This window comes from Arthrobacter sp. Sr33 (assembly GCF_054511195.1).
The window spans coordinates 64,711-89,850 of sequence record NZ_JBTNDD010000012.1; the positions used below are offsets into that span (position 1 = coordinate 64,711).

Annotated in this window: 21 protein-coding genes; 13 read left to right on the top strand and 8 right to left on the bottom strand. The window is 66.2% G+C overall.

Features of this window, described 5'->3' with window-relative positions; translation table 11 throughout:
- Positions 1-48: 48 nt before the first annotated feature.
- The 6 genes from ACX80T_RS14825 to ACX80T_RS14850 are packed head-to-tail and all read left to right on the top strand — an operon-like array spanning position 49 to position 10,427.
- Positions 49-4,887 (top strand): ATP-dependent helicase, encoded by a 4,839-nt coding sequence (locus ACX80T_RS14825; protein WP_116778391.1) that lies wholly within the window; start codon positions 49-51, stop codon positions 4,885-4,887.
- Positions 4,880-5,686: a DNA-formamidopyrimidine glycosylase family protein gene (locus ACX80T_RS14830; RefSeq protein ID WP_019482324.1), complete on the top strand. Its 807-nt coding sequence runs from the start codon at positions 4,880-4,882 to the stop codon at positions 5,684-5,686. The genes ACX80T_RS14825 and ACX80T_RS14830 overlap by 8 nt, the downstream gene beginning before the upstream one ends.
- Positions 5,687-5,714: 28 nt before the next feature.
- On the top strand, positions 5,715-7,658 hold the full coding sequence (locus ACX80T_RS14835) for a DUF6541 family protein (protein WP_024476783.1): 1,944 nt from the start codon (positions 5,715-5,717) through the stop codon (positions 7,656-7,658).
- 19 nt (positions 7,659-7,677) lie between these two features.
- Positions 7,678-8,586, top strand: coding sequence for an RluA family pseudouridine synthase (locus ACX80T_RS14840; RefSeq protein ID WP_024476784.1), 909 nt, complete (start codon positions 7,678-7,680; stop codon positions 8,584-8,586).
- 52 nt (positions 8,587-8,638) lie between these two features.
- Complete coding sequence (locus ACX80T_RS14845) at positions 8,639-9,286, top strand: DedA family protein (RefSeq protein WP_019482321.1); 648 nt, start codon at positions 8,639-8,641, stop codon at positions 9,284-9,286.
- Entirely contained in the window at positions 9,237-10,427 is a 1,191-nt protein-coding gene (locus ACX80T_RS14850; RefSeq protein ID WP_024476785.1) for a hypothetical protein, read from the top strand. Before ACX80T_RS14845 ends, ACX80T_RS14850 begins: the two co-directional genes overlap by 50 nt.
- Here ACX80T_RS14850 and ACX80T_RS14855 read toward each other — a convergent pair.
- The 3 genes from ACX80T_RS14855 to ACX80T_RS14865 form a co-directional block, all read right to left on the bottom strand.
- Complete coding sequence (locus tag ACX80T_RS14855) at positions 10,369-10,674, bottom strand: hypothetical protein (protein ID WP_083850855.1); 306 nt, start codon at positions 10,672-10,674, stop codon at positions 10,369-10,371. The genes ACX80T_RS14850 and ACX80T_RS14855 overlap by 59 nt on opposite strands.
- A gap of 335 nt (positions 10,675-11,009) precedes the next feature.
- Complete coding sequence (locus ACX80T_RS14860; RefSeq protein ID WP_459304814.1) at positions 11,010-12,173, bottom strand: acyl-CoA dehydrogenase family protein; 1,164 nt, start codon at positions 12,171-12,173, stop codon at positions 11,010-11,012.
- A 32-nt stretch (positions 12,174-12,205) separates the two neighbouring features.
- Complete coding sequence (locus ACX80T_RS14865) at positions 12,206-12,982, bottom strand: 3-hydroxyacyl-CoA dehydrogenase (RefSeq protein WP_459304815.1); 777 nt, start codon at positions 12,980-12,982, stop codon at positions 12,206-12,208.
- A 169-nt stretch (positions 12,983-13,151) separates the two neighbouring features.
- On the opposite strand from ACX80T_RS14865, the gene ACX80T_RS14870 reads away from it, so the two are divergent.
- A complete protein-coding gene (locus tag ACX80T_RS14870) occupies positions 13,152-14,312 on the top strand; it encodes a glycoside hydrolase family 76 protein (protein WP_459304816.1) in 1,161 nt (386 codons plus the stop codon).
- Here the strand turns inward: ACX80T_RS14870 and ACX80T_RS14875 are convergent.
- The 4 genes from ACX80T_RS14875 to ACX80T_RS14890 form a co-directional block, all read right to left on the bottom strand.
- Positions 14,264-15,331, bottom strand: coding sequence for an ABC transporter ATP-binding protein (locus ACX80T_RS14875; RefSeq protein WP_459304817.1), 1,068 nt, complete (start codon positions 15,329-15,331; stop codon positions 14,264-14,266). The genes ACX80T_RS14870 and ACX80T_RS14875 overlap by 49 nt on opposite strands.
- A complete protein-coding gene (locus ACX80T_RS14880) occupies positions 15,328-16,920 on the bottom strand; it encodes an ABC transporter permease (protein WP_459304818.1) in 1,593 nt (530 codons plus the stop codon). Before ACX80T_RS14880 ends, ACX80T_RS14875 begins: the two co-directional genes overlap by 4 nt.
- A 26-nt stretch (positions 16,921-16,946) precedes the next feature.
- The gene (locus tag ACX80T_RS14885; RefSeq protein ID WP_024475952.1) at positions 16,947-18,002 is read right to left on the bottom strand and encodes an iron ABC transporter substrate-binding protein; all 1,056 of its coding nucleotides are present in this window, start codon (positions 18,000-18,002) and stop codon (positions 16,947-16,949) included.
- Positions 18,003-18,114: 112 nt separating this feature from the next.
- Complete coding sequence (locus ACX80T_RS14890) at positions 18,115-18,705, bottom strand: YdeI/OmpD-associated family protein (RefSeq protein WP_459304819.1); 591 nt, start codon at positions 18,703-18,705, stop codon at positions 18,115-18,117.
- A gap of 65 nt (positions 18,706-18,770) precedes the next feature.
- Here ACX80T_RS14890 and ACX80T_RS14895 point away from each other — a divergent pair, with 65 nt between their 5' ends.
- The 6 genes from ACX80T_RS14895 (at position 18,771) to ACX80T_RS14920 (ending at position 24,341) form a co-directional block, all read left to right on the top strand.
- Positions 18,771-19,427: a VOC family protein gene (locus ACX80T_RS14895; RefSeq protein ID WP_459304820.1), complete on the top strand. Its 657-nt coding sequence runs from the start codon at positions 18,771-18,773 to the stop codon at positions 19,425-19,427.
- Positions 19,428-19,582: 155 nt separating this feature from the next.
- Entirely contained in the window at positions 19,583-20,122 is a 540-nt protein-coding gene (locus tag ACX80T_RS14900; protein ID WP_019482310.1) for an NUDIX hydrolase family protein, read from the top strand.
- A gap of 3 nt (positions 20,123-20,125) precedes the next feature.
- Positions 20,126-20,977, top strand: coding sequence for a DUF6707 family protein (locus ACX80T_RS14905; RefSeq protein WP_459304821.1), 852 nt, complete (start codon positions 20,126-20,128; stop codon positions 20,975-20,977).
- A gap of 40 nt (positions 20,978-21,017) precedes the next feature.
- A complete protein-coding gene (locus tag ACX80T_RS14910; protein ID WP_019482308.1) occupies positions 21,018-21,833 on the top strand; it encodes an SRPBCC family protein in 816 nt (271 codons plus the stop codon).
- A 19-nt stretch (positions 21,834-21,852) separates the two neighbouring features.
- On the top strand, positions 21,853-23,097 hold the full coding sequence (gene tgt, locus ACX80T_RS14915) for a tRNA guanosine(34) transglycosylase Tgt (protein ID WP_019482307.1): 1,245 nt from the start codon (positions 21,853-21,855) through the stop codon (positions 23,095-23,097).
- A gap of 287 nt (positions 23,098-23,384) precedes the next feature.
- On the top strand, positions 23,385-24,341 hold the full coding sequence (locus ACX80T_RS14920) for a type IV toxin-antitoxin system AbiEi family antitoxin domain-containing protein (RefSeq protein WP_459304822.1): 957 nt from the start codon (positions 23,385-23,387) through the stop codon (positions 24,339-24,341).
- A 76-nt stretch (positions 24,342-24,417) separates the two neighbouring features.
- Here the strand turns inward: ACX80T_RS14920 and ACX80T_RS14925 are convergent, their stop codons facing one another.
- The gene (locus ACX80T_RS14925; RefSeq protein WP_024475947.1) at positions 24,418-25,131 is read right to left on the bottom strand and encodes a queuosine precursor transporter; all 714 of its coding nucleotides are present in this window, start codon (positions 25,129-25,131) and stop codon (positions 24,418-24,420) included.
- Positions 25,132-25,140 lie beyond the last annotated feature (9 nt).

A 25,140-nucleotide genomic window follows, 5' to 3' on the forward strand; every position in this document is an offset into this window, starting at 1 on the left:
GCCGCGGTGCGGGAGCCTCGGCCCGCTGCGTCGCAAAATGTCAGTCGCCTGAGAGATGATGAATCGGTGACATCGGTGTTGGATAAGTTCACTCCCGCAACCCATCAGTGGTTTGCCGGAGCCTTTGCCGCGCCCACCTCCGCGCAGGAGGGGGCCTGGAACGCCATTTCGGCGGGCTCGAACGCCCTGGTCATTGCGCCGACGGGTTCCGGGAAAACCCTGGCAGCGTTCCTGTGGGCGCTGGACAAGTTCATCGCCGCCGGCGCGGCCGAGGAGGCACCGGCCACCAAGGGAGTACCCGCGAAGAAGCGCGGCACCAGGGTCTTGTACATCTCGCCGTTGAAGGCGCTCGGCGTCGACGTCGAACGTAACCTGCGTGCCCCCATGATCGGTATCACCCAGACTGCCAAACGGCTGGGTCTTCCAGCGCCGTCAATCACTGTGGGAGTGCGATCCGGTGACACCTCCCAGGCGGATCGCCGCGCCCTGCTGACCCGGCCACCCGACATCCTCATCACTACCCCCGAATCCTTGTTCCTCATGCTGACGTCCAAGGCGCGGGAGACCCTCACCGACGTCGATACGGTCATCGTCGACGAGGTCCACGCGGTGGCCGGTTCCAAACGGGGAGCGCACCTCGCGGTGTCCCTCGCCCGGCTGGATGCCCTGCTGGAGAAACCCGTGCAGCGGATCGGGCTCTCAGCAACAGTAGAACCGCAGGAGACCGTCGCCCGGTTCCTGGGCGGCAACGCTCCAGTTGAGATCGTCGCGCCGCCGTCGAAAAAACAGTGGGACCTGACCGTCACTGTGCCGGTGGAGGATATGACCGAGCTCGGCGGGCCGCCGACGCGGAACGACGACGACGACGCGTACGGCGCCGAAGCTGTCCCGCAGGGCAGCATCTGGCCGCACGTCGAGGAGAAGATCGTTGACCTGATCCAGGCCAACCGCTCCACGATCGTGTTTGCCAACTCCCGCAGGCTCGCCGAACGCCTCACCGCCCGCCTCAACGAGATCCACGCCGAACGGCTGGAAGCGGCGGCACTGCGGGCAGCACCGGCTGAGGACTCAGCGCCGAAGGCAGGCACCGGGACCGGCCAGCGCGCCGAGAAGGCTCCGGCGGACCAGGCGACCCAGTCACCACCGGCCCAGCTGATGGGCCAGGCCGGCCAGACTGACGGCTCAGAGCCCCTCCTGGCCCGCGCACACCACGGGTCGGTATCGAAAGACCAGCGGGCGCTGATCGAGGATGACCTTAAATCCGGGCGGCTGCGTTGCGTGGTGGCGACGTCCTCGCTTGAACTGGGAATCGATATGGGTGCAGTGGACCTGGTGGTCCAGGTGGAGTCACCCTTCTCGGTGGCGAGCGGACTGCAGCGGGTGGGCCGTGCCGGGCACCAGGTGGGCGAAGTCTCGCAGGGTGTGCTCTTCCCCAAACACCGGGGAGACCTGGTAAACACCGCCGTTACCGTGGAGCGGATGCTCGCCGGGAAAATCGAGCCGCTGTACATCCCCGCCAACCCGCTGGACATCCTGGCGCAGCAAACGGTGGCAGCGGCAGCCCTGGGCACCATCGATGTGGAGGAGTGGTTCGACGTCGTCCGCCGCTCCGCCCCCTTCGCCACCCTCCCCCGATCTGCGTTTGATGCCACCCTCGACCTGTTGGCGGGGCGCTACCCCTCCGACGAGTTCGCTGAGCTGCGGCCCCGGATCATCTGGGACCGGGTGGAAGGCACCATCACCGGGAGGCCCGGCGCCCAGCGGCTAGCGGTCACGTCTGGTGGCACCATCCCCGACCGGGGGCTCTTCGGCGTTTTCCTGGTCGGTTCAGCCGAACCCGGCACCGGGGGGAAACAGGGCGGCCGTCGGGTCGGGGAACTCGACGAGGAAATGGTCTACGAGTCGCGGGTGGGTGACGTGTTTGCGCTCGGCGCCACCAGCTGGCGGATCGAGGACATCACCCACGACCGGGTGCTGGTCTCCCCCGCGTTCGGGCAGCCGGGCCGGTTGCCGTTCTGGAAGGGCGATTCCCTGGGCCGACCGGTGGAACTTGGCCGCGCGATCGGCGGATTTGTCCGCGAAACCTCTGTTGCCTCCCCCGAGGACGCGCAGGCGCGGTGCAAGGCGATCGGTCTCGATGACTGGGCGTCGGGAAACCTCCTGACCTACCTCGCCGAACAGCGTGCGGCCACCGAGATTGTCCCGAACGACCGCACCCTGGTGGTTGAACGGTTCCACGACGAACTCGGCGACTGGCGGGTGATCCTGCATAGCCCCTTCGGCATGCCGGTGCACGCCCCCTGGGCGCTCGCCGTCGGGGCGCGCCTCGAGCAGCGTTACGGCATGGACGGCTCGGCGATGGCCTCCGACGACGGGATCGTGCTGCGGGTGCCCTTGATGGATGATGAGCCGCCGGGTGCTGAGTTGTTCCTCTTCGACGCGGAGGAACTTGATGGCATCGTCACCACCGAGGTGGGCGGTTCGGCCCTGTTCGCCTCACGGTTCCGCGAGTGTGCTGCCCGCGCCCTCCTGCTGCCCCGGCAAAACCCCGGGAAACGCTCCCCACTCTGGCAGCAGCGGCAACGTTCGGCGCAGCTGCTCGACGTTGCGCGGAAGTACCCCACGTTCCCGATCGTCCTGGAGACGGTCCGCGAGTGCCTGCAGGACGTCTATGACCTGCCCGCGCTGAAGGACATCGCTGCCAGCATCGAGCGCCGGGAACTGCGCATAGTCGAAACGACCACCTCCCAGCCGTCTCCGTTCGCCCGATCCATGCTGTTTGGTTACGTAGCGTCCTTCCTCTACGAGGGCGATTCCCCGCTCGCCGAGCGCCGCGCCGCCGCCCTGTCATTGGATCCCACTCTCCTCAACGAGCTGCTCGGTCGCGCGGAACTGCGTGAACTGCTGGACCCGCAGGTCATTGCCACCACTGAAAGCGAACTGCAGCGCCTCGCACCGGACCGGACCGTGCGTGGTCTCGAAGGCGTCGCCGACCTCCTGCGGCTCCTCGGCCCGCTCACCACGCAGGAGGTAGCTGACCGGTTCCAGCCTCCTGAGGAGTCCGCCGCTACCCCAGCTGTCGAACAGGTGGGGTCGCTGCTCCTGCAACTCGGTCAGGCCAACCGGGCGCTGCAGGTCTTCATCGCCGGCGAGGAACGCTGGTCGGCTGTCGAGGATGCTGCCCGCCTGCGCGACGCGCTGGGGGTCCCACTGCCGATGGGCATCCCGCTGGCCTTCATCGAACCGGTGGCGGATCCGCTGGGAGACCTCGTGGGGCGCTACGCCCGCACCCATGGACCGTTCACCGCCGCCGAAACGGCGCAGCGCCTGGGCCTGGGGGTCGCCGTGGTGTTGACTGCCCTGCAGCGCCTCGCCGCAGACGGCCGGGTGGTCGAAGGTGAGTTCCGCCCGGTTGCCTCACTCCCCGAGAACACCCCCGCGTCCTCCCACGCTGCGGCTCCCAGCGAATGGTGCGACGTCGAGGTGCTGCGTCGGCTCCGCCGTCGGTCCCTGGCCGCGCTGCGGCAGGAAGTGGAACCGGTGGACCCCGCAGCCTACGGCAGGTTCCTTCCCGCCTGGCAGCACGTCGGTTCCTCCCTCCGCGGGTTGGACGGGGTGGCCACCGTGGTCGACCAACTCTCGGGGGTTCCCATTCCGGCGTCGGCGTGGGAGCCGCTCATCCTCGCCTCACGGGTCGCCAACTACACGCCGGCGATGCTCGACGAGCTGACCGCCACCGGGGAGGTGGTCTGGTCCGGGGCCGGGTCGCTGCCCGGCAACGACGGGTGGATTGCCCTGCACCTGGCCGAGAACGCACCACTCACCCTCAGACCCGACCCGGTGTTCGAACCATCCGCCCTGCAACTGAACCTCCTGGAGCTCCTGGACCGGGGTGGCGCCTACTTCTTCAGGCAGTTGGTCGAGTCGCTCGACTCCGAGGCGCCACGGAACGATTCCGAGGTGGTCACCGCGCTCTGGGAGCTGGTGTGGGGCGGCCGGATCAGTAACGACACCTTCACCCCCGTGCGGAGTCTGCTGGCCGGCGGCAAAACCGCCCACAAGCAGCGCGCCGCCCCGCCGCGCGCCCGGTCATCGCGGGTCGGACGGCTCGGCCGGGCGCCCGGTGCGTCCCTGACCGGGTCGTCAATGCGGGTCAAGGGTAACGACGACGGCGTCCGCGGCTACCAGCGCAGCACCCCTCCCATGGCGGCCGGTCGCTGGACGGTGCTGCCGCAGGTCGAGACCGAAACCACCGTCCACGCCCATGCCACAGCCGAACTGCTGCTCGACCGGTACGGAGTGGTCACCCGCGGGTCGGTGGGCAGCGAAGGTACCCCCGGCGGGTTCGGACTGCAGTACAAAGTCCTGGCCCGGCTTGAGGAAATGGGCAGGTGCCGGCGCGGATACTTCATCGAACACCTCGGCGCCGCCCAGTTCGCCGTCCCCGCGACAGTGGACCGGTTGCGCTCGTTCGGAGCCGACGCCCAGCAGGAACGCCGCCCGGGTGAGGACCCCACCGTCGTGCGGTCCTCGATTGCCCTCGCCGCGACCGACCCGGCGAACCCCTATGGTGCGGCACTGGCGTGGCCCGCCTCCGACGGCGGGCACCGCCCTGGCCGGAAGGCCGGAGCGCTGGTGATCCTGCAGGACGGGCGGCTCGCCCTCTATGTGGAGCGGGGCGGCAAGACTGTCCTGGCGTTCACCGACGATTCGGCGGCCCTGCACGCCGCCGCGGCCGCGTTGGTAGCGATCATCCGGCGTGGGGCAGCCGAGAAAATGGCAATCGAAAAGGTCAACGGCGAGCCGGTCCTGGACTCGGAGGTGGGCCGCGCCCTGACCGCCGCAGGGTTCTACTCCACCCCGAGAGGGCTGAGGATCCGTGCCTGAGGGAGATACCGTCTGGCGCGCCGCCCGGGAACTGAATGCGGCCCTGGCCGGCCGCACGCTGACGCGCTGCGACATCCGGGTCCCCCGCTTCGCGACCGTCGACTTCACGGGCGAGACGGTGCAGAACGTGGTGGCGCGTGGAAAGCACCTGCTGATCCGGGTGGGGGGCGACGACGGCTGGACCATCCACTCGCACCTGAAGATGGAAGGCCTGTGGCATATCTACCCGAAGGGCGCCAAATGGCGCCGTCCGGCATTCAAAGCACGCTGCATTCTCGAAACGCCCGAGTCCGCCGCCGTCGGATTCGAACTGGGGTTACTGAAGGTCCTCCCCCGGTCCGGTGAGGATGAAGCTGTGGGCTATCTGGGCCCTGACCTGCTGGGGCCGGGCTGGGACCCCGACGAGGTGCTGCGTCGTCTGCTGTCGCAGCCCGACCGGCCGATTGGGCTGGCCCTGCTGGATCAACGGAACCTTGCGGGCATCGGAAACGTGTATCGATGTGAGCTGTGCTTCCTCGCCGGGGTGCACCCTCTGACCCCGGTCGCCGGGGTCAGGGACCTGCCGCGGATGGTGGCACTGGCGAAGAAGCTGCTGGAAGCAAACAAGGCACGGTCCACTCGAGCCACCACCGGCAATCTGAGGGGCGACACGCTGTGGGTCTATGGCCGGGAACACCGCGGCTGCCTGCGGTGCGGCACCAGGGTGACCCTGGAACAGCTCGGGGACAACGCCCTGGAATTGCGGGATTTGTACTACTGTCCGTATTGTCAGCCAGCCAGTCCGACCGCCGCCCAATGACGTCATCCACCACAACCCGAGGGGACCTATGAGTTGGGCGGAAACCCTGCCGGCGTTTGCGGTCGCCATCCTCGTGGTCTTCGGGCCCGGGCTGGCCTGGGGTGCGGCGCTGGGGTTGCGCCGGTTGACTCTGCTGGCCCTGGCCGGACCGTTCAGTATCACGGCGGTGGTAGTGTCCGCCGAGGTCGCCGCCCTCGCTGGTGTTGATTGGTCGCTGGCACCGGTGCTGGCCGTCACCGTCACGGTTGGCGCCGCGTTGTGGCTGCTGCGCCGCAGCTTCGGGCAACTGATCCACGGCGACGTCGCGAATGCTGAACCGCTGGCCCGTTGGGCGCCGGTCCTCATCGCGTGGGCGGTCGCTGCGGTGCCGGTGGCGGCGTGGATGTTCTGGATGTTCGGCGTGCCGGAGAACATCGCCCAATCCCACGACAACATTTTCCATCTCAACGCCCTGCGCTACATCTCCGAAACCGGCAACTCGTCATCGCTGACCCTGGGCTATCTGGGAAGCCGGGAAGGCACGTTCTATCCGGCCGGCTGGCATGCGATGGTGTCACTGGTCATGGCGACCGCTGGCATTCCACTAACCGCTGCCATCAACGTGGCCAATCTGGTGCTGATCACCGGGATCTGGAGTCTGGGCTGCCTTTTCCTGGTCAGCCGCCTCACCGGGGAGCGAACCATGCCCCTGCTGGTCGCCGCCGTGCTATCCACCGCCTACAGTTCCTTCCCCTATCTGCTGCTGGAGTTCGGGGTGGTCTACCCCTTCATGCTGTCCATCGCGATTCTCCCGGCAGCACTGGGGGTAGTGATCCAGCTCGTGGGGGCGGGCACCGAGGTGCCCCTCAGATGGTTCGGGAGCCTCCTGCTGTTGCTGGGCCTGCTACCCGGCCTGCTCCTGGCCCACCCCTCGTCCCTTCTGAGCCTCCTGGCGCTGGCCGCGCCAGCCATCCTCGCGGTGGCGTACGCCCGGTTCCGGTCCGAACGCGGCCGACGACGACTGGCGGTGGCCGCGGGCACGGTCACGTTCGTGGTGCTCTCTGCGGTCCTGTGGATGACGGTGCGCCCCGCCCGGTCCACCAACTGGGACCAGATGGGCGATGCCGGTGGAGCCATTTCGGAAGTGGTGTTCCACGGACCGCTTGGCCGACCGATAGCTCTCCTGGCCGCGATCCTCACCGCCGTGGGAGCCGCCGTCGTGCTGTATCTGCGCAGCCATCGGTGGGTGATCGTCATGTATCTGGTGGCCGGCACGCTATTCGTCGTCGGCAGCTGGCAGGAAGCACCCACCCTCCGGTGGATCGTCGCGGGGGTCTGGTACAACGACTACTTCCGGATCAGTGCGATGCTCGCCCCGGCGGGGATGCTGGTGGCCAGCATCGGAGGCGTCGCGCTGGCCGGTTCCCTGATGCAGACGGCGCGGCGGGTCCGCTCGACCCGCAGTGCCCCGGAGCCCGTCTGGTTTGTGCCGTTGGTGACCACCGTGCTGGTGGTCATTGGGTTGGCGGTGGCGCCGCTGTTTGCGGTGCAGCGGGCGGTCAGCGAGGCCGCCTACCACTACCGGTATACCGAAGAGTCCCGGTTGCTGACCTCGGATGAGTTGGCGTTGCTGCAGCGCCTACCCGAGCACGTCCCCGCCGACGCGGTGATTGCGGGCCAGCCGCTGACCGGGGCGGCTCTCAACTATGCGTTCGCTGGCCGGAGATCCCTCCTGCCCTTCGGGACCAGCCCGGCTACAGCCGAGGCCAGGCTCATCTTTGACGAGCTGGACACCATGCGGGAAAACCCTGAGGTCTGCGCGGCTGTACGCAGCACCAACACAACCTTTGTCCTGGACTTCGGAACCGACTCGGTCCATGGCGGGGACGCACCGGTGTTCTCCGGCCTCAGGGACCTCTCCCCCAGCGCTGGCTTCGAGCTGGTAGACCGGGAAGGTGATGCAGCCCTGTACAAGATAGTGGGCTGCCCCTAGCGCGTACCCTTGATAGGTGATGCAATCCCCGCTTCCTGTCCGCAACGGTGTCAACGCCACCCGGTTGCGCCTGCCCACTGAGGGCCCGTGGGGTACCGCACTCGACTACATTCTGGACCGGTGGGACCATGTGGATCCCGAGGGCATCGCCGCCCGCTTCGACCGCGGTGAGGTGGTCGCACTGAACGGGGAGCGGCTGACCCGGACCACCCCGCTCGCCGAGCACACCTTCGTCTGGTACTACCGCGAGTTGCCGGTTGAGGAACGCCTGCCCGTGGAGGTGAACATCCTGCACCAGGACGACAACCTGCTGGTGGTGGACAAACCCCATTTCCTTCCCACCACTCCGGGCGGCCGGTACGTGGCCGAGTCGGCGCTGGTGCGGTTGCGCGTTCAGCTGGACCTCCCCGATCTGATCCCCATGCACCGTTTGGACCGGCTGACGGCGGGAATTCTGTTGTTTTCCACCAATCCGGCGACTCGGGGGAACTACCAGCTGCTGTTCGAGAACCGGCTGATCTCCAAGGAGTACGAGGCCGCCGCGCCGGTGGACCCGGCCCTGGACCTGATGGACCATCCGCGGGTGGTGCGCAGCCGGATCGTCAAGAGCCGCACCTATCTGCTGGCGCAGGAGGTGGCCGGTGAACCCAACACTGAAACCCTGGTCAGCCTGGTCGAAGAACGGGACGGGTGCGGACGTTACCGGCTCACCCCGCATACCGGCAAAACCCACCAGCTTAGACTGCACATGGCGGGGCTGGGGCTCGGGATCATCAACGACCCGTTCTACCCGGTACTGCACCCTCAGGCACCCGACGATTACACCAGGCCGCTCCAGTTGCTGGCCAAGAGTATCGGGTTCAATGACCCGCTCAGCGGCACCCCCCGGCGGTTCGACAGCGAGCTACAGCTCCAGAACTTCGCCTAACGCGGTTCCCTGCTCTAGACCGCACCCCGCAGGACCCCTGTAGATTGGGACGGTGGACCTCACCGATCTCGGAGCATGGTCACCGCTGTTCCATCCTCTGACCTTCGTCATCGTGGTGATCGACGTGTTCATTCCAGCTGTGCCCTCCGAATTTTTGGTAATCGCGTCGGGCACCATGGCGTCCGAAGGTGCCCTGCTGCTGCCCGTCGCCCTGTTGACGGCCACCCTGGGCAGCTGGCTGGGCGATATCATCCTGTACCTGCTGTTCCGCAACCGCCTGACCTCATGGTTGGACAAGTTCAAGTGGGGGCGCAGCATCCATCGGAGCATCCGGGGCGCCGTGGAAAAGGCCGGGAAGTCACCGACTTACGCCGGGCTCATTGCCCTCCGGTTCCTTCCTGCTGGCCGTTCTGCGGGCGTCGCGGCGGCAGGCATCGCTAATCTTCCGATCCGCCCCTTCCTCGTGTGCGCCGCCGTCGGGGGCATCCTTTGGGCCTCCTGGCTGGTGATGCTCGGGTATATCACGGACGTCACCACAGGCTTCCCGTTGTGGGTCAGTGCCCTCCTGGGAATGGGTGTAGGTACGCTGGTGGGACTTGTCATTGCCGCATTCCTCGCGCTCAAGCAACGCCGGAAGGTTAAAACCACTAATGAGCACCCCGACCCCGCCCGTTCCCCGACTGCCGAACAAACCGACTAGTTCGCCAGCCGCGGCGCAGGATTCCCGGGAGCCGCACTCCTCCTCGGACGAAACCGGACACGGTCAGGTGTCTCCCGCGTTGGAGCGCCTGCGGGCTGGCCGCCCCAAAATCGGATTAGCCAGCGGGCCGACGGCGGAGCACCCCCCGGGCTCGATCGCTGCCCCTGCACCCGATGCCGGCCCCCGGCCGCCCGCGGGGGAACGACGGAGCGCGTCCCGTGCTGCTGCTCGCCGAGCAGCGCGGGGCAGCAGCACCGTTATTCAGAGTGTCAGGTCGTGGGACCCGGACCTGGTCAGGCGGATCGCAGTCACAATCGTGGTGATTGGATCGACTCTGGGCACCGCCAATGCCGCAGGGGCCCTCGGCGGACCGGATATCCGGGAGGCTTCATTGGGGACATTCGATCCCGCGGCGACGCTGGTCTCACCCGCCTTCCCTGCACCCTATTTGTGGCTGGTGATCGGGGCCGGGTTGCTCGGCTACACCGCGCACCAGTGGCTGCCGTCCCAACGGCGTAGTCCCCGGCACCGGCTGCTTGGCTGGCTGGTCGTGGCTTCGCTGCTCGTCACACTTGCATGGGCGCTCACCCTCCAGCAGGCCAACGCGACGGCGAGCCTGGTGCTGATCTGGCTGCTGGTGGTTCTTCTGCTGGGTGCCCTGCGGTGGCTCAACCGCTACCCGGCGCAGACCAGGACTGAGGCTGCCCTCGTGGACGTCCCGCTCGGGCTGTTCCTCGGCTGGGCTGGGGTCACCGCAGTGGTCCACACCGGAGCGGTGCTGACGGTCCTGGAAGTCGACTGGCTGGGGTGGGGTGCCCAGCGTTGGGCCCTGATCGGAGTCATCCTGCTCATTCTGGCGGCGATGGCCGTATGCATGACGGATCGTGGCCGGATCGCCGTCGCTATGGCTGTGGTCTGGGGAGTGACACTGATAGTGCCCGAGCGGTTGTTCGGCGACCTGCAATCAACCCCCGTGGCCTTCGCAGCCGGGCTGGGTGTCTTCTTCCTGATCATCTCTGCCGGATCGCGGCGGCACCGGGTGGACCATGCCTACCGTCGTGAATTGCGCGCACGACAGATGGCTACAGTCGCTCCCATCGATTTCTACGACGACGGAGAACCCGCAGGATCCCCACTGTAGCCACCCGCTCCACTGCGTGGCGCATGTTCACTGCAGCGCTGATTGCCTGCCGCGCCCCGGTCTCGTAGTCGGTTTCCTCGACCAGGAACCGGAGTGTGATCCGCGGTACTCCGGCCACCACGTCCAGCTGCTTTGCTTCCACCAGGTGGGCCGCCCCCAGAGCGGCCGTAGCGGAATCCATCACCGCCTCCGGTGGATGGCCGGGGAGCAATCCCATGATGTCGAGTTGGGCACGGAACGAGGGCATCCCCCCAGTCTGCCACCGCTGGCCCTCTAGTCGCGGTCCTCGTGTGGGGCGGTCACCAGGTCTTCGGCGGAGCCGATCCCCGACGCGTCGGGAACAAGCGCTGCTTTCCCAGCCGGCGGCGCGTTCGACGATAGTGACAAGCTTCTGATGATCGACGGCGAACCGCACCCCTGCTTTGGGCACGAGCACGACTTCCGGATCAAGTCCCTAGTTCGAGCCTCGGATCGGGTGGCTCAGGGATTTCATTGTGTCGTTGACGATCCACCTAAGCAGGGTGGCGACCCACAGTGACTGCCCGATGTGATTCAGGTACCAGATGGGACAAGTTCAGTCTTCTAGTTGATCGCCGAAAGCCCTGTGATCGCCCGACCGACAATGAGGGTGTTGATTTCATAGGAACCCTCATAGGTGTAGATTGCCTCGGCGTCGGCGAAGATCTTGCCCATCCGGAAGTCGGTGGTGATGCCGTTGCCGCCGAGGATCCCGCGTCCCAGCGCAACGGTTTCCCGCATTCGTGCGGTGGTGTAGGCCTTGGCCAGCGCTGCCTGCGGCATGTCCCCTCCCCCGCCCTCCTGCAGCTGGGCCACCCTCGCCATCATCCCCAGGCTGGCCGTGGTGTTGCCGAGCATCCGCACCAGTTGGTCCTGCACCAATTGGAAACCGCCGATGGGGCGACCGAACTGGTGGCGCTCTACCGCGTATTGGCGGGCGACGTCGAAAGCGGCCAGCTGCTGGCCCACCGCCTGCCAGCCGACGAGGATCCGCGAGCCGCGCAGCAGCCGACGGGTATCGGCGAAGGTACTGATACCGGCGAACCGGTCCGCTTCGGGGACCCGCACATTGTCGAGCACGATGTCGGCGTTTTGGACGGTGCGCAACGCGATCTTGTTCTCGATCCGGGTGCGGGTTATCCCCGGCAGTGTTGCGTCCAGGATGAAGCCCCTGATGCTTCCGTCGGCGGTGTCTTTGGCCCAGAGCAGCATGTAGTCGCAGAAGGTCCCGTTCCCGATCCAGCGTTTGGCTCCGTTGAGGACCCAGGTGTCGCCGTCGCGCGTGGCCGTCGTGGACAGGCCTCCCGCCACGTCCGACCCGTGCAGCGGCTCGGTGAGCGCAAACGCGCCGGTAATCTTCAGGTCCATCGCGTCCTGGAGGAGACGGGCCTTCTGATCTTCGGACCCGAACTCGTGCAATGCTTCGACAAACAGGTCGTGGTGCACCATGAAGAACGTGGCCAGGGACGTGTCTGCGCGGGTCATTTCAGCGATGACCATGCCGCCGAAGAGGTAGCTGTACCCCTGTTGGACGGGCGTGCTCAGGTTCAATGCGGCGAGTTTGGGCAGCACCTCGATGGGAAATTCGGCCCGGTTCCACCACTCCTCCGCCGACGGAGCGACCTCCTTGGCGAGGAAGTCACGGACGTCGTCGAGTTTGGCGCTTTCGGTGGGGCTGAGGAGGGATTCGAAGCCCATAAAATCGGCGGTGGGGAGGGTGCTCTCCATTGAGCTGTTCCTTTCTGGGCTGCGCTGGGCAGCTATTTCGGCGCCATCCGGATGGCACCGTCGAGGCGAATCGTTTCGCCGTTGAGCATCTGGTTCTGCACGATGTGGGAGACGAGGGCTGCGTACTCGGCGGGCTTGCCGAGCCGGGACGGGTGAGGGACCTGGGCGCCGAGGGAATCCTGCGCCTCCTGGGGCAGTCCCGACATCATTGGGGTCTCGAAAATCCCGGGCGCGATGGTGACCACCCGGATCAGCGACCGGGCCAGTTCACGCGCGATGGGCAGGGTCATCGCGGCGACGGCACCCTTGGAGGCGGCATAGGCTGGCTGGCCGATCTGACCGTCGAACGCTGCGACTGACGCGGTGTTCACAATGACCCCGCGTTCAGCCGAGCCGTCCTCCGGTGTCACGGGATCGGTTGCTGCCATCGCCTCCGCGGACAACCGGATCACGTTGAAGGTGCCGATCAGGTTGATGTTGATGACCTTGGTGAAATGCTCCAAGGGAAGAACCCCGTCACGTCCGAGGACCTTCCCGGGGGTGGCGATCCCCGCGCAGTTGACCACTGTGCGAAGCGGGCCGAGCGCAACAGCAGTATCGACCGCAGCCTGGACCTGTGCTGGATCGGTGACGTCTGCCGGGGCAAACACGGCCCGGTCGCCCAGCGCGGCAGCGAACTCGGCGCCGGCCGACTGGGGCAGGTCCACCAGCACCACGGTGGCACCTTCGCCGTGCAGTTGCCTGGCAGTGGCCTGTCCCAGGCCGGAGGCTCCTCCGGTGATCAGGGCCACAGTGTGGTTGATGTCCATGAAGTCTCCTCGAGTTGGTGCCATTGGGCGATTTGCCGCCATTTGGTGCTGGGATGGAACCTGATGCCCACTAAACATTACTGTGACGTAGCCCATACTGCATCCGGGGTGGCCGGGAATTGGCAGATTGCTCAATACGGGTACCGCGCTGTCCGGCTAGGGTGGTTTTATGCTCAATTCGCGGGAGGAACACCCGGTCCGTACAGCCGGGTTGCGGGCTCGGGCCGCAGCTGAATCCGTGGGGTCCAGGTTCGGTCATCGGCTGTGGGGTCTGCCGGGCACCCACCTCGGCGCCGTGCGTTTTCCTCCCGGGCGCGGACTGTCCCCCTGGCACTATTGGTGGCAGGCTCATTACCTTGACGCACTGGTGGATGCGGCCTTGCGTGAATCCGATGAGCGTGCCGCCGAAAAGCAGGCTGTCACGGCACACCGGCTGCTCCGGAGTATCTACTTACGCAACGGACTGCGCTGGACCAACTCTTATTACGACGATATGGCGTGGCTTGCGCTCGCCGCCGATCGGTTCCGTCAGCTGGGGCGCGGCGGTGGACATCCCGGCTCGCCTCTGATGCGGGCGCTTCGGTCTGCGCACACCCCCGAGCTCGGCGGCGGGCTGTACTGGAACACCGACCGTGACTTCAAGAACACCCCGGCCACCGGACCCGCCGCCCTGTTGTTCGCCCGGCGAGGCGATACGGTCCGGGCCCAGGAGTTGGTCGACTGGCTGCAGGGTCGCCTGCAGGATCCCCGCACCGGGTTATTCCAGGACGGTATCCGGATCGCTGGCGGACGCGAGAGGCTGATACCAACCATCTACACCTATAACCAGGGGCCCGTGCTTGGTGCCCTCCTGGAACTCGGTGGGCCGGATGACCTGTCCAGTGCTGAAGACCTGATCCTCGCCGTCGACAAGCAGTTGACGCACGACGGCGTGCTGCGGACGCATGGTGGGGGCGACGGCGGATTGTTCACCGGAATTCTGGCCCGCTACCTGGCTGTCGCTGCTGCGACCCCCGCCCTGCCGTCCGCGACACGGCGCACCGCCGGAGCACTGGTGACGACGACGGCCGAGACGCTGTGGACCGGACGGACTGTACCTGACGGGACGCCAGCGCCGAAGGGGAAGACGGCGCAGGGGACGACGGCCCGCGGCGGCACCGGCCGCCGTCGTTCTCCTGCGGCGGGTGTGCTGGAATTCCCGGCAGGAACCGGGGCCGACGCTGGCACCCGGGGCTCCGAGCTGTCGACGCAGCTGCAGGCGTGGATGATTCTGGAAGCCGCCTACCGGGTGACCGCGGGCGTCGGCACTGAGGCCGAAACGACCGGATAGGCCAGCGCCCGGTGCCTGATGCCCACCGTCACCCGGTCCCCGCGGCGCGGCAGATCGGGGGCGGCGACCCGTGCGCGCACGGTGAAGCCGGACGGCAACTCAAGACCGACCAGGGCATCGTGGCCCGCGTAGGACACTGCGGTGACTGTCGCATCCGTCCCGCCAGCCGTCACATCCAACCATTCCGGGCGGAGCATGACGCACACCGGTGAACCGTCCACCGGTTCGCTGCCGTCGGCCATCTCGGCCTCCACCAGCCCCAGGGCACACTGCACCCGGCCGCCGGCCCACAAACCATCCATTTCCACGGTGTCCCCGACGAAGGCTGCCACCCAGCGGCTGATCGGGCGCTCATACACTTCGTGGGGCGTGCCCCACTGGAGGATCCGGCCCTCCCGCATCACCGCAACATAGTCGGCCAGGGACAACGCCTCCTCCTGGTCGTGGGTGACGAGCAGGCTGGTGTTGCTTTGGCCTCGCAACAGGTCCGCGACCTCCCGGCGAAGGGTCGACCGGAGTTGGGGGTCCAGGGCAGCGAACGGCTCATCGAGGAGCACCAGATCGGGCCGTGGTGCGAGGGACCGGGCTAGTGCCACCCGTTGCGCCTGGCCGCCGGAAAGCTGGGATGGTGCCCGGTCGATCAGTTCGCCGAGGCCCACCATCGCGGCGAGGTCCGCGATCCGCCCGGACCGGTCAGCGCTCCGCTTCAACCCGAAACCGATGTTCTCGCCGACCGTCAGGTGAGGGAAGAGTGAGGCGTCCTGCGGGACCCAGCCGACGCCCCGCTTCTCGGGCGCCCGTTGGACCGTAGGAGAAGAGAGGAGATTCTCGCCCACCCGGATGGTTCCACCCGCCGCCGGGAGCAATCCGGCGATGGCTCGCAGCAGGGTGGTTTTGCCACAACCGCTCGGGCCCAGGACAGCGGTGAGCGATCCCCTCGGGATCTCCAGGTGCACGCCGTCGAGCACCGTCGTGCCTCCGTAGGCAACGCTCAGCCCATCAATGACTACCCAGCTCACAAGTCCTCCTTCGCTACGCCCCGGAATCCAGAAAGCACCACCGCCGGGACGGCGGCGAGCAGCACCAGGGTGGCCGCGTAGGGTGCGGCAGCCCCATACTCGAACACTGTGGTCCTGGACCACAGTTCTGTCGCGAGGGTGGCGGTGCCGGTGGGGCGCAACAGCAGCGTCGCAGGCAATTCTTTCATGACCGAGATGGCTACCAGCAGCGCGCTAACTCCGATACCGGGCAGCGCCAGCCGCGCGGTCACCCGCCACCAGGTCTGCAGCGGGGACAACCCCAGCATTCGGGACACGTCAACCAGGTTTTCCGGCACCGCGGCTATCCCGTTGCGCATGGTGCCGATAGCCTTCGGCATGAACAGGACGGCGTACCCGAAGATCAGCACCACTACGGTTTGGTACAGAATTGGGACCGCCCCAAGCGCGAAAAACACCAGCGACAGACCTACCACAATGCCGGGGAGCGCGTGCCCCAGGAACCCGACCGCCTCGACTGCCGCGATCAGGCGCCCACGATAGCGTGCGGCCAGGACGGCGATGGGGAGGGCCAACACCACTGCTGCGACGGCCCCGGCTGCGGCGAGTCCCAGCGTGGCCCCAATCGCCTCAATCAGGCGGCTGACGTCCATCTCGCGTAACGTTGCAGCGTCCAGCAGGCGGCTGGTGAGCCCTCCGACGGGCACGACGACGGCGACCACTGGGGCGGCCAGCACTAGGGCCAGCGCCCCGGCGAGCCAGCGCCGGGGCGCGACCAGCGGCACCCTGCCGCGGCCTGCCCCCTGGCTGACCCGGCCACGGAACCGTTTCTCCCCCGCCACCACCGTCAGCGCCAGGACAACGAGCATGAGCGCGAGCAGCGCCGCCTGGTTGCGGTCGAAGCTTGCGCCGTAGGCCGAATTGATGCCCCAGGTGAGGGTCTGGTACCGCAGCATGGACACCAGCCCGAAGTCCGAGAGTGTGTACAGGGCAACGAGGAGGGCGCCCGCGGCGGCCGCAGGCCTGACCCTCGGCCAGGTCGCGGCTTTGAACGCTCCCCAGGGACCGCGGCCCAGCGTGCGGGCCACCGCCTCGAGATCCCCCGAGGCGCCTCGGAGCGCTGCGGCAACCGGCAAGGTGACATAGGGCGTGCAGACGGCCGTCATGATTAGCCAGCTCGCAAAGAATCCGTCGAGGGTCGGCAACCAGACGAGCCAGCCGTAGGCAGCGAGGTAGGAGGGGACGGCGAGCGGCAAAGCTGAGATGAGGAGCATGGCGCGGGGTGCGGGGATTCTGACCCGGGTCAACACCCACGCCGATGCGGTACCCAGCACCAGGCATGCGGTGGTCACCGATGCCGCCAGCAGGACCGAGTTCAGCGCAAGCTGCAGGACCCTGGCCCGCAGGAGCGTGTCGACGAGTTCGGTGAACCCGGCGTCGGTGGTGCGTGCGACGAGGTAGACCAACGGGATCGCTGCCGTGGTGGCAGCCAGCATGGCCAGAAGCAGCAGCCAGGCGGGAGGCTTGACCCAGGGGGCACGGCCGGTGCCGGGCGCACGAACTGAACGCGCCGGCGTGCTGCTGGCGCGTCCAGTTCGGACGAGGGTCATTCGAGGGTCACCGGCTCCTACCTAGATCAGATCAGCCCATGCTTGCTGAGCAGTTCCTGGGTCTGTTCCAGGGATTCCAGATCCGAGAGGTCCAGGTCCGGGTTGACCAGCGAATCCAACGCTGGCAATCCCTCGGGTGCGTCAATACCGTCCGCGAGCGGGTACTCGAACGTTTCATCGACGAAGTACTGCTGCGCTTCAGCCGAGACCAGGAATTCGACGAACTTGAGGGCGTCGGCGTCCTGCGCGGCGTTGGACAGGATGCCCGCACCGGTGACGTTCACGATGGAGCCTGGGTCTCCGGCTTCGGGGTAGGACAGCTGGGCGCGCATGTTTTCCTCGCCGGCCTCGGCTGCCTGGCGGAACCAGTAGTAGTGGTTGATCAAACCGGTTTCAACAACTCCCTCGTTCACAGCGGTCAGGACAGCCCCGTTGTTCTCGAAGATCTGTGGGTCGTTGGCCGCGAGCGCCGACACCCATTCATCGGCTGCCTCTTCACCGTTCAGCACCCGGTAGGCCGTGACGAAGGCCTGGAAGCTGGCGTTCGATGGGGCTACCCCCACCCGACCGGACCATTCGGGTTCGGTCAGGTCATCAACGGAGACTGGGACTTCCTCAGCCGTCAGCTCCTCGCCGTCGTACACGATGACGCGGGCCCGGCCCGTGACACCCACCCAGCTGTCATCCGTGGAGGTGAATCCGTCGGGAACGGTGGCCGCGAGATCCTCCGGGAGGGTACTGAACAACCCGGCGCTGCTGAGAGCGCCGAGCGCCCCCGCGTCCTGGGAAAGGAAGACCTGAGCCGGCGTCTGCTCGCCTTCTTCCAGGAGGAGTGCACCGAGTTCGGCGGTGTTCCCGTAACGCACGTCCACCTCAACGCCCGTGGATTCTTCGAACATGTCGATCAGTGGCTGGACCAGTGCTTCGTCGCGGCCGGAGTAGAGGGTGAACGCATTGTCGCTCTCCAACTCGGCGGCTGGTGCTGGATCCGTTTGATCGGAGCCTGATTCGGTCGTAGCCCCACAGCCCACGAGGGCGAGGATGGTGGCGCCAGCGGCTAGGGCAGCAAATCTGTTGGTCATGAGTGTGATGTCTCCGAAGATGTTCCAGTGTTGAAGTGTTGGTAAGGATTACCTTACACGGGAATTTTTCGAATTAGTCACAGAAGTGTGCCCTAATTGGTTTTGTGACGGCTCAGGGTAGCTTCCGCTGTGGATACAAAGTCTCGTGTCGAGCGAGCATTGCCACGAACTTGGCGATGTTCCGTTCCCTGGCGGCCTCGGTTTTCAGCTGGGTCAGACGGAAGATCAGGGCGTACCTGTTTTGTGAGGTCAGGACCTCGAACATGGCCTGTGCTTCCGGTTCGGCGGCAATGGCCGCGGCTAGGTCGTCCGGAACCTCAGCAGTGGCCGGTCCAGCGTAGGCCCGCTCCCATCGACCATCAGCTTTCGCGGCGTCGACGGCGGCCTGCCCTGCCGGCATCATCCGGCCTTCAGCCGTGAGGCGTTCAATGAAGCCAATGTTGCGTACCGACCAGATGCTGCGCGGGCCGCGCGGGGTAAACCGCTGGAAGCTACTCCCCTCGTCCCGCCGTCGGGCCTGGCCATCGATCCAGCCCACGCACAGTGCCTCATCCAACGCCGCGGCGTAGGTCAGCCCGGTGACGGAGCCGCCCTTCTTGTGCAGGATCAGCCAGACTCCCGGGGAGACGGAGTGATTGGCGCCAAGCCATTCCTTCCACGCCGACGCATCGGGAACCAACAGTTCGGGCAGTTCAGCCTTCATGGGGTTACTGTAAACCTTCATGCTCGGCTGAGCTTCCCGACCCCCAGAATCCGTTGAGGCCCCACATGCTGCGCGTTCGCCCCACCCTGATCACCACCGACCCCAAGCTGCTGGGAGACCTGCTTCCGGCCCTGGGAATGGTCCAGCAGCAGGGGACTGCTTTCTTCGACGCGGGCGGTGGCCGGATCGCGCTCCAGCCGGGCACCGCCGAACTGACGCTGTTGGGCTTCGAGGCGGGAGTTCTCGAAGAGTTTGCCCGCCGCACCGCAGAGAGCGGAACAGCAGCGGAAGTGATCAGGGATGGGGCTGGCATGACGGCTGTCCGGGTCGAGGCGCCGGGACAAACCATCCCCGTCGACCAGGGCGAACGGCTCCTGGACCCCAACGTGGATCACGCCTTGACCGTTGTCTGCATCTGGTCGACCCCCGACCCGCTGAGGGCAGCCAGGATGCTCAGAGACATTGGGGCACGCCCCCACGGCCCGGCGGCCGAAGCAACGGATTTCACCGCCAAGAACGGCGGCCGGGTGGTCGTGCGGACCGGCGGACACCAGTACTTCCAGGTGGGTTTTGACTATGCGGGCGACGTCGCGGACCTCCTGCTCCGGGTGCAGCACGCCGGCTTCTCCGCCGAAATGTCAGGGACGGGCAGGAACCGCATCCTGACCGTGCCTGTCTCAGCGCACCGGTCATTCACCATCAGTGAGCGGCCGGAAGGCTGAGCTGACGGCGGGCGACCACCCCCGGCGATCACTGCCCGGCCACCCCCGCCCGGCGGTCACCGCATCAGGGGTGTGCTGCGGTCTGGCAATTCAGCCAATGGCCGAAGTGCAGCGCGCCGCCCGCCGTCGACGGCTTGTCTGCGATAAAACAAGGTATGAACGTTCGCACCCCAGACCCCAATCCCGGGTGGCTTTCAGAGGATGACCTCTACGAAGCCCGCCGCCGCCTCCCCATGGTCTATGTGGAGGCCATCCCGGTGCGGTGCGACTCGCTCGGTTATGTCACTGAGGTGGGTTTGCTGTTGCAGGCCAACGATCAGGGTGAAATGGTCAGGACGTTCGTCTCTGGTCGGGTGATGTATCGGGAAACTATCCGCGCCGCGCTGGTGCGGCATCTGGAGAAGGATCTGGGGCCGTTCGCCCTGCCGCAGTTGCCGCCCTGCCCGACGCCCTTCACCGTCGCGGAGTATTTCCCTTCACCGTCGGAAACCGGGATGACCGATGACCGCCAGCACGCCGTCGCCCTCGCCTACCTGATTCCTGTCACCGGTGAATGCCAGCCGCGCCAGGATGCGCTGGAGCTTTCCTGGATGACCCCCGACGAGGCATTAAGCGATGGTGTTCAGGCAGAGTTCTCCGGCGGGCGCGGCGGACTGCTCCGTCAGGCGTTGGCCTACGCCGGCTGGGGACGCTAACCAGTGACCGGCAACCGGAAACCCACGCGTGTCCGACGGGTTGGCGCCGAGGCCGTCACCGCCGGTCATCACATCATTGGACCGGCGGGCGCGGACCCCGCAGAGGTGGTGGAAACCGACATTGAGACGGACGATTTCGGGACTCCCGCCGTCGTCGTCGCGACCCTGGAGTCCGGCGACACCCTGCGGATCGCGGCCGGGTCGCAGGTCCAGATCACCGTCGACGACGGCGCACCGGTGGTAGGTGCCATCCCCGCCCAGGACGGGACCCCCGAGGCTGTCATCGCCCACGCCGTGTCGGTGCATCCCGAAAGCGCCAAGTTGCAGGGTCTTGCTGACCGGCTCACCAAGGGCGTGAACTTCAAGTCGGGAAGCAACCTGCAGGATGTGCACGATCTCGCGGTGAGCCTTCTGGTTGACTTCGCCGACGCCGCAAACGCGCTCCGGGTCTGCGACCTGTTGACCCCGCTACCCTTCGACGGTAATTTCGGGCGGTGGAAGTGGATTGAGGGAGCGTTGGCGCTGGCCTCCTACCTCGCCTACGACGACGGCGACGTCGCCCGCTCGGAGGCCTATTCGGCGTCTCTCCGTACCGCCGACGACGCCGAGACGGACCCTTTGAAAGCCAAGCTCGCTGCTGCGGTCCGGCAGCGCCAACTGAACGCTCCCAACCTTTACGACCCGGAGATCAGCCGCGCAGCAGCCGCGGGGGATGCCGCCGTCGAAAGGGCTTGGCGCGTGGTGCGGCTGTCGTCTCTGTTGTACCTGCGATCCCACGGCGGATCCGAGACGCTGACCGCTGATGAACTGACCCGGCGGATCCACAACGAATTGGTGGCGATCCGCGCCCTGTAGGGCTCTGGAGTGAAACCTGCTGCGGGAGTAGAGTGTCGCCATGAATCACTCATCGGCCCCCTCCGGCACCAGCAGCGCTGTCGGGAAAGATGGGGTAAATCCTCTCAGCGTCCACATTAACGCCGACGCCCGCCAGGTCTGGGTGATGCTCCGCGAGCCAGCCAAGGTCGCCCAGTGGCACGGCTGGGACTACGACGGGCTGGCTGAGGAGATCCGCCTCATCTTCTTCTCGCCGGGGGTAACTGAAGGCCAGGACCACCGTTCCCTGACCCTCGAGGACGGAGACACGTTCCTGTTGGAGCCGGGCCCGGATGGAACGGTCGTCACGGTGGAACGTGGGTTGCCCGAACCGGAGTCGGAGATGGCCGACTGGTATGCGGACATCACCGAGGGATGGATCTCGTTTCTCCAGCAACTGCGGTTCGCGCTGGAGCGGCATCCCAACACCGACCGGCACACAGCGTTTTTCGCGGGCACCCCCTCCGACGGACAAGCCATCGCTGACCGGCTGGGAGCCGGATCGGTGGGCGAACCCGGTGACCCCTATTCCCTCACCCTGCCGGGTGGGCAGGAGATCACCGGCCGGGTGTGGTTCCGCACCGAACACCAGCTGGGGTTGACTGTGGCCCAGTACGCCGAGCACGGCGACGGACTGCTCATCCTCGCCGAACAGCCTGTGACTGAAGGGGTCCGCGACGAGCCGTCGTCGCTGGTCATCGCCTCGACCTACGCGCTGGGCGCCAAGGCGCTGCATAGCGTATGGGACGGGTGGGAAGCGGTGCGCCGCGACCACTACCCCGATGCTGACCCGCTTGTCACTTCAGCCCTGGGGCGGACCGGAAAGCCGTCCACGTAATTGCTGGCAAAATGGGTTGGTGCCAACCGATACCCAGCAATCCACTTTCACCTTCACCGTCAACGAGCGGTTGAGCGACCCGACAGGTAAACCGTTGCACGGGCGCACCGGGACCATCAGCACCCCTCACGGCGAAATCCGCACCCCGGCCTTCATCGCCGTCGGCACCAAAGCCTCGGTCAAGGCAGTGCTTCCCGAGTCGATGCAGGAGTTGGGGGCGCAGGCACTCCTCGCGAACGCCTACCACCTGTATTTGCAGCCCGGTCCTGAGATCCTCGACGCGGCTGGCGGGCTGGGCCGCTTCATGAACTGGGATGGGCCAACCTTCACCGATTCGGGCGGCTTCCAGGTGATGAGCCTGGGATCCGGATTCAAGAAGGTCATCACCATGAACGTCGCCGACGCCGAGGGGGGCGGCTCCGACCACCGGGTGGCCGCCGGCAAGGAGCGGCTCGCCCACATTGACGACGACGGCGTGTGGTTCAAATCGCACCTCAACGGAGACCGGCACCGTTTCACCCCGGAGATTTCGATGCAGGTCCAGCATCAGCTCGGCGCCGACATCATGTTCGCGTTCGACGAACTCACCACGCTGATGAACTCCCGCACGTACCAGGAAGAGTCGCTGGAGCGCACCCGGTTATGGGCGGAGCGCTGCATCGCCGAACATGACCGGCTGACCGAGGAACGGGTGGGAAAGCCGTACCAGGCGCTGTTCGGCGTCATTCAGGGCGCCCAGTACGAGGATCTTCGACGCAAGGCTTCCCGGGACCTTGGCGGCATGGGCTTCGACGGGTTCGGGATCGGCGGGGCGCTGGAAAAAGAGAACCTTGGGACCATTCTGGGCTGGTGCGCTGATGAGCTGCCGGAGAACAAGCCCCGGCACTTGTTGGGGATCTCGGAACCAGACGATCTGTTCACCGGCATCGAGAACGGCGCCGACACCTTCGACTGTGTCTCCCCCACCCGGGTAGCCCGCAACTCAGCCTTCTACACCCCCGATGGGCGGTGGAATCTGTCCAACGCCCGGTTCAGGAAGGACTTCACACCGCTGGTGGACGGCTGCGACTGCTACACCTGCACCAACTACACCCGGGCCTACATCCACCACTTGTACAAGGCGAAGGAAATGGTCTCGGCCACCCTCATCTCCATCCACAATGAGCGGTTCATTGTGAAACTGGTCGACGACGCCCGCGACGCAATCGGCGACGGCACCTTCTTCGACTTCAAGGCTGAGGTGCTTGGCCGCTACTACGCCTAGCCCCTCCCCGGCCCCTCCCGCGCATCCTCCCGCGCAACTTCCCGCGCATCTTCCCGCGCAAAAAGAGTGGCTGCCCCGCGCCCGCGGCCCACAAAAGTGGCTGACCCGCACGTTAGTGGTTGCCCAGCAGCGACCCTGCACGTGCGCCACTTTTCCGGGTGCGGCAGGGCGTCACGCCTGCGTCCCCCGCGGCCCGACTCCTCCTCCACAGCCACCAACCGCGCCGAGTTGTCAACATAACGGCGTCGACCCACCCCATCGAGTTTGGATCGGCGCATGCTGGCTGCATGAACATCGAGTGCCCGCCCTGGCTAAAGGCCTCCACGAGTCCGTGGACCACTGAGGAACTCGCCGAGCGAAACGTCAGCGATCGGCAGATTGCCCGGTTCGTCCAGGGCGGAGATCTGGTCCGGTTGCGACGCGGCTGTTACCTTTCCGGCCAGCTCTGGCAGCAACAGTCGCTTGAGACCCGGGCCCTGCAACGCATCTACGCTCATCATCACGCGCTGCTGCCCACAACACGGAGGGGGATGGTGTACAGCCATACCTCGGCTGCCCGCATCCATGGCCTACACCTGTGGAAGGTTGATGACCTCGTCCACCTCACCCAGGGGTTTCCGACCAGCCCACACGGGCATGGTCCGGACGTCCGGGCCCATTACTCGTCACTGTCACCCCAGGACGTTTCCTCCGGGAAGGGCCTGCGAATCACAGCCCTGGAGCGCACCGTGGTGGACTGTGCCCAAATACTTTCCTACCGCCAGTCGCTCATCATCGTCGATCACGCACTGCAACTCGGCGGAAACCAGTCCCTGATGCAGGACATCGCCTTGCAGCTCTCCGGCCACAAGGGCATCGCCAACGCTCGGGCGATCACCGCCAGAGCCAGCGCTTTGGCAGAGTCCCCGGGCGAGACCTTGACCAGACATTTTCTCCACCGGATGGGGCTGCCGATGCCGGAGGAACAGGTCTCTGTCCGGACCAGGCACGGCGATCACCGGCTCGACTTTGCCTGGCGGGAGCTTCTGTTGGCCCTTGAGTTCGACGGCAGGATCAAGTATTTCGACTTCTCCCCGACGCAGGAGGTGCTGTTCGAGGAGCGCCGCCGGGAAAAGGCCTTGATGGAGGACGGCTGGCAGTTCATCCGCATCGAATGGGCGGACCTCTTCCGTGAGGCAGAGCTTAAGGCACGCATCCTGGTGGCTCTGCACCGCGCGAGCTCATTGCACCGGAAAAGTGCGTGACCTGCAGACGGGTGGCCGCCCCACCACTCGTCTGCGGCTCCGGCACTTTTCCGGGGTGAGCGTGAGACCGGGACCGTTAGGACGCGGCGTAACTCGGTTCGCGCTTTTTGATGGCCTTGATGACCAGCGTCGTGACCGGCACGAACAGCACCTCGATCAGGGTTTTGTACAGAAAGCCGAAGAGCAGGTAATTGAGGAACCCGCTGAAGGTGGTGATACCAATAACCGACGCAGCAATGGCACAAAAAATCAGGGTGTCAGCGAACTCGCCGACCACTGTCGAGCCGAGCAGCCGGCCCACTAGACCGCGCTCGCCGAAGCGCCCCTTCATTTTGACCAGGACCCAGGCGTTGAGGGTCTGACCGACGGCGAAGGCCAGGAGGGAGGCAAGCACAATTAAGGGAACCGGTCCGAGCGCTCCTTCCAGGGCAGCCTGCTTCGAGGTGCCGAAGTCGTCGTCGAACCCGGGCAGGGCGATGATGACCAGGTAGCAGAGCGAGGCGAACGCCGACAATACAAAGGTCACGATGATCGCCAGCCGGGCGGCTTTGAAACCGTACACCTCGCTGATGACGTCGCCGAGGATGTAGGCCAGCGGGAAAAGGAAGAATCCGCCGTCGGTGATGATGCTGAAGTCACCAATAATCGGACCGATCAGCACACCCTTGGAGGCCCCGATATTGGACAGCAGCACGACGACGGCGAGGGTCGCCAGCATGATCGCGAAGTAGGTACTGCCCGAGGAGGCGAATTTGGCGCGGGTTTTTTCCTGCAGTTGAGTCAACGTCATCTCATTCAT